We start from the raw sequence: 5,178 nt of genomic DNA, 5'->3' as shown, positions 1-5,178 counted from the left end.
TTCATAAAGAAGAAAGAGAGTACTATAATCTAGAAAGATTATGGACTGAAGATTTGTAAATTTAAAAGATGATTAAAGGAGATGTAGAAAAATGGCAGTAGAACTAATAGCTACAAAAAAGGCTCCAGGTGCTGTAGGACCATATTCTCAAGGAGCAAAATCAGGTAATATGATATTTACTTCAGGTCAGCTACCACTTAACCCTGAAAATGGAGAACTTTTAACAGGTGATATTCAAGAACAAGCTAAAATGAGTTTAAATAATGTTAAAGCTATTTTAGAAGAAGCAGGAGCTACTCTTGAAGATGTAGTAAAAGTAAATGTATTTTTAACTGACGTATCAAAGTTTTCTCTTGTAAATGAAATTTATGGTGAGTTTTTCTCAAATCATAAACCAGCAAGAAGTTGTGTAGAAGTATCTAAACTTCCATTAAATGGAGAAATAGAAATAGAAGCTATAGCAATGATATAAAAAAATCTCTTTACCCAGCTGGGTAGAGAGATTTTTTAAAATTAAACATATTTAGAATAACTTCTTCTTCTGTTTTTTCTTTTTCTTAAAAGTATAAAACTTCTTATAAGAAGCAATAAAACAATTATAACTATATACCACTTATCTAATAAAAATTTTATCAAATTATTTCCAGGTACAGAGTTTACATCAATAGTTGATACAATATCTTCTTTAGCTATTAGATTGCCATCTAAATAGTATTCTGCACTTCCTAAAACATCGCCTTTTGATATAGGTAGAGTTATTTCATCTCTAAATTTAGAATTTTTCTCTACTCGTTTTATTTCATCAGCTTTTAAAGTATAATAAACATCTCTATTTAAAACTGTTGAAGCATAGGGAAGAGATCCATTTTTTATATCTAAATTACCTATAAATTCATTTGAATGACCTAAAATTATATCATTAAAATTATTAAAACCATAATCAAGTAGTTTATAGGTATCTGCATAAACCTGTTTTTTTTCTGACTTTAAAACTATTGACATCATAGTCTTATCGCCTCTTTCTGCATAACTTACCAAACAGTTTTTAGCTTCAGGAGTAGTTCCAGTTTTTATTCCTTTTATTCCATCATATCTAATAGGAATAGTTTTGCCATCCATATCCATCCTTGCATTACCATATAAAAACTTATTTGTAGTATGTAAAAGTCTTTCCTCGGATTTCTTGTTTGTAGGAGGAATAGTATACTTAGTTTTAGAAGCATATTCTCTAAAGATTTCATTTTGCATTGCATATTTAGATATTAAGAATAAATCATATGGCGTAGTATAATGGTTGTCATCATGTAAACCATTTGGATTTACAAAATTAGTATTTACAGCTCCAAGTTCCTTTGCTTTATCGTTCATAAGTTTTACAAAGTCATCAATAGATCCCGAAACCTGCTTAGCTATAGCAAGAGCTGCATCATTTGCAGATGCTACCATTAAACCATTTAAAAGATCTTCAAACTTCATTTTTTCATCATAATCTAAAGCTATATGACTACCTTCTGTTAAACTTATGACCTCTTCATCGATTTCAACTACATCTTCCATGTTTCCAAGTTCAATGGCTAATATAGCAGTCATAATTTTAGTAGTACTTGCAGGAAACATTTTTTTGTTTGAATTTTTTTCGTAAAGTATTCTATTAGAATTATAGTCTATAAGTAATGCCCCTTCTCCTTCTAAGTCTAAGATATCTTCAGATGCAAAACTCACAGAACTTGAAATCATAATAAAAATTAATAAGAACAAAAAGAAATTCCCAAAATATTTTTTCATCGTATCACCCTCTTTTTATAATATATATCATTATACCAAATAGAAAAGGAAAGTTTAAGTATTTATTTAATAAATATTAAAGGAAAAAGAAGTATTATGTAGAATATATTAAGTATAACTGCAAAAAAGGAAGGGGAGCAATATAATGAAGACTCACTTTACAAAAAAGGAACAAGTCGTTATACTTATAGTAATATCTATTATAGTTTTAGTCGTTGGGTTTAAGTTTTTATCAAAGCAAATTATGACAAAAAATAATAAAAATGATAAAGACAATGAACTAATTATAAAGACAGATAATCTTGAAAAAGAAATGGAAACTGATAATGATATAGACAGGCAGGAAGAACAATATGAAAAGGATATCAAAGAGGATATAATAGTTCATATAAGTGGACAAGTAGAAAATCCTGGTATAGTGGAACTTAAATCTGGAGAAAGGCTTATGGATGCAGTGGAACTTCTTGGAGGTTTAACAGGGGAAGCAGATGAAGATAGAATAAATTTAGCTAAAAAGTTACAAGATGAGGAAAAGATATATATACCTAAAATAGGTGAAGAATTGGAAATAGAAATATTAGATGCTGTCGAAACATCTAATAGTGTAGATAAAGATACTGAAAAGGGTAGAGATAAGATAGATATAAATATTTGTACAAAAGAGGAATTAAACTCTCTACCAGGTATAGGAGACGTGCTTTCTGATAGAATACTTGAATATAGAGAAGATAATATATTTAAGACTATAGAAGATATAATGAATGTATCAGGAGTAGGAGACAAGAAATTTGAAGGATTAAAAGATCTTATAATAATAAAGTGAGGTATAAAATATGACAAAAAGACTGACACAACTTACAAAAGCATCCGGCTGAGCTGGTAAAATCGGACCCGATATATTGGCGCAAGTTTTGCGTCATTTACCAAAAACAGTAGATGAAAATTTAATAGTAGGACTTGATACTGCAGATGATGCTGCTGTATACAAAATAAATGATGATTTAGCTATAATACAAACATTAGATTTCTTTACACCTGTAGTAGATGATCCTTATACATTTGGACAAATAGCTGCAGCAAATTCATTAAGTGATATATATGCTATGGGTGGAGACCCTACACTTTGTATGAATATAGTTTGTTTTCCAGATTGTTTAGAACCAGAAGTTTTAAGTGAGATTTTAAAAGGTGGACTAGACAAGGTAGAAGAAGCTGGAGCCTTACTTGTAGGAGGTCATTCGGTATCTGATGACGAGCCAAAGTATGGACTATCCATAACAGGTTTTGTAAATCCTGAAAAAGTTCTTACAAATGATAATGCTAAAGTAGGAGATGTGCTTATAATTACTAAACCTATTGGTCTTGGTATTATAAATACTGCATTAAAAGGTGACATTGCAGATAAAAAATCTTATAAAGAAGCAGTAGAAGTTATGTCTACTTTAAATAAATTTGGGAAAGAAGCAGTACTAGGTATAAGGGGAGTAAATGCTGTTACTGATATAACAGGATTTGGCCTATTAGGACATACGCTTGAAATGGCAGAAGGAAGTAATGTTTCTATAAATATAAACTATAGGGATGTTCCTATAATTGATAAATCATTAGAATATGCAAGAATGGGACTTGTACCTGCTGGAACTTATGCCAATAAAAAATATATAGGGGATAAGGTCTATTTTGATTCTCATGTACCAGAAGATATAAAAGATGTACTATACGACCCACAAACATCTGGAGGTCTTTTGATATCAGTATCAAAAGATGACTCTAAAAAAGTTTTAGATAGACTTAAAAATTCAAATATTTCATATGGTATAATAGGAGAAGTTCAGGAACAAGGAAAAAATCTTATTACAGTGAAATAAAACAATAGGACGTGATAGTAAACTTATGAAACTTTTTAAACTTATTCCAAAAGTGGATGAATTATTAGAAATAGAAAAAATAAAAAAGCTTTTAGAAACTGCACCTAGAAAAACAGTAATTGAAACAATAAGAGAAGAACTAAATTTTATTAGAGAAGATATAAAAAAAGAAAGACTAGATGAAGAAAAACTTTATAAAAGATTAAACGAATTACCTGAAAAGATATATGAAAATGCAGTAGAAAAATCTTCATATAATTTAAAAAGTGTTGTAAATGCTACAGGTATAGTTCTTCATACAAATCTTGGAAGATCTCTTTTAAACGAGGAAGTAATGGAAAACATTAAGAAAACTTCTATAAATTATTCCAATCTAGAATTTAATATAGAAACTGGTAAAAGGGGATCTAGATATTCTCATATAGAAGATATAGTAACTAAGATAACAGGTGCAGAGGATTGCTTAATAGTAAATAATAATGCTGCAGCTGTAATGCTTGTTCTTAGTACCATTGCACGAGATAAGGAAGTTATTGTATCTCGTGGAGAGCTTATAGAAATAGGAGGGTCCTTTAGGATCCCTGAAGTTATGGAACAAAGCGGTGCAAAACTTATAGATGTTGGGGCTACAAATAAAACTCATTTAGATGATTATGAAAGGGCTATAGGTGAAGATACAGCAGCACTTTTAAAGGTCCACACTTCTAATTATCGTATAATGGGCTTTACTTCAGATGTTGATTCTGGAGAACTGCATACCTTAAAAAAGAAATATGATATCCCACTTATAGAAGATTTAGGAAGTGGAGTTCTTATAGATCTTGAAAAGTATGGTATGGAGCATGAACCTACTGTACAAGAATCTTTAAAAAAGAATGTTGATATAGTTACATTTAGTGGAGATAAACTTTTAGGTGGACCTCAGGTAGGGATTATTGTAGGGAAAAAAGAATATATAGAGAAAATGAAGAAAAACCCTTTAACTAGGGCATTTAGAGTTGATAAACTTGTTATATCAGCATTAGAGACTATTTTAAACTACTATATAGATGAAGAAACTGCAATAGAAAAGATTCCAACACTTAGAATGTTAACTATGAAAATAGATGAACTAGATAAAAAATCAATGGATTTGCTAGGGCAAATAAAGAACCTAGAAGTAAGTAAATATTTAAATATAAATATTGAAAATACTGAATCAGAAGTAGGTGGAGGGTCCCTTCCTTTAGTAAAGCTTCCAACTAAGGCAATATCTATAAATTCATCTAGATTTAGCACACAAAAAATGGAGAATTTTTTAAGGAAATCTGATAAACCTATCATAACAAGAGTCTATAAAGACAAATTATACTTGGATTTAAGAACTATTAGGCGAGATGAATTTGATATTATTGTTCAAGCAATAGAGAATATGTGTAAAATTTTTAAGGGGAGTAATTAAATGAAACATATAATCATAGGAACAGCTGGGCATATAGACCATGGTAAAACAACACTTATAAGGGCTATAACAGGAAGAAATACT

At 29.7% G+C, this 5,178-nt stretch carries 6 protein-coding genes; 5 read left to right on the top strand and 1 reads right to left on the bottom strand.

From position 1 onward, the window contains the following. The first annotated feature begins 91 nt into the window (after positions 1 to 91). A complete protein-coding gene (locus ACTHW2_RS10540; protein WP_442263874.1) occupies positions 92 to 472 on the top strand; it encodes a RidA family protein in 381 nt (126 codons plus the stop codon). A 41-nt stretch (positions 473 to 513) separates the two neighbouring features. On the opposite strand, the gene ACTHW2_RS10535 is transcribed toward ACTHW2_RS10540, so the two are convergent. Then, the gene (locus tag ACTHW2_RS10535; protein ID WP_442263873.1) at positions 514 to 1,785 is read right to left on the bottom strand and encodes a D-alanyl-D-alanine carboxypeptidase family protein; all 1,272 of its coding nucleotides are present in this window, start codon (positions 1,783 to 1,785) and stop codon (positions 514 to 516) included. Positions 1,786 to 1,930: 145 nt separating this feature from the next. Here ACTHW2_RS10535 and ACTHW2_RS10530 point away from each other — a divergent pair, with 145 nt between their 5' ends. The 4 genes from ACTHW2_RS10530 to ACTHW2_RS10515 all read left to right on the top strand — a co-directional run. Next, a complete protein-coding gene (locus ACTHW2_RS10530) occupies positions 1,931 to 2,608 on the top strand; it encodes an SLBB domain-containing protein (protein ID WP_442263872.1) in 678 nt (225 codons plus the stop codon). Between the two features lie 10 nt (positions 2,609 to 2,618). Continuing rightward, positions 2,619 to 3,653 carry a selenide, water dikinase SelD gene (gene selD, locus ACTHW2_RS10525; RefSeq protein WP_442263871.1) on the top strand — a complete coding sequence of 345 codons (1,035 nt, stop codon included), beginning with the start codon at positions 2,619 to 2,621 and terminating at the stop codon, positions 3,651 to 3,653. Between the two features lie 25 nt (positions 3,654 to 3,678). Beyond that, a complete protein-coding gene (gene selA, locus ACTHW2_RS10520; protein ID WP_442263870.1) occupies positions 3,679 to 5,094 on the top strand; it encodes an L-seryl-tRNA(Sec) selenium transferase in 1,416 nt (471 codons plus the stop codon). Then, on the top strand, positions 5,095 to 5,178 hold an 84-nt coding region (locus ACTHW2_RS10515), incomplete at its 3' end, for a GTP-binding protein (protein WP_442263875.1).

Origin of the sequence: Tissierella sp. (assembly GCF_052089545.1) — a bacterium.
Taxonomy (GTDB): domain Bacteria; phylum Bacillota; class Clostridia; order Tissierellales; family Tissierellaceae; genus Tissierella_A.
The sequence above is the reverse complement of the archived record's forward strand: the minus strand, read 5'-3'. Positions and strand labels throughout refer to the sequence as shown.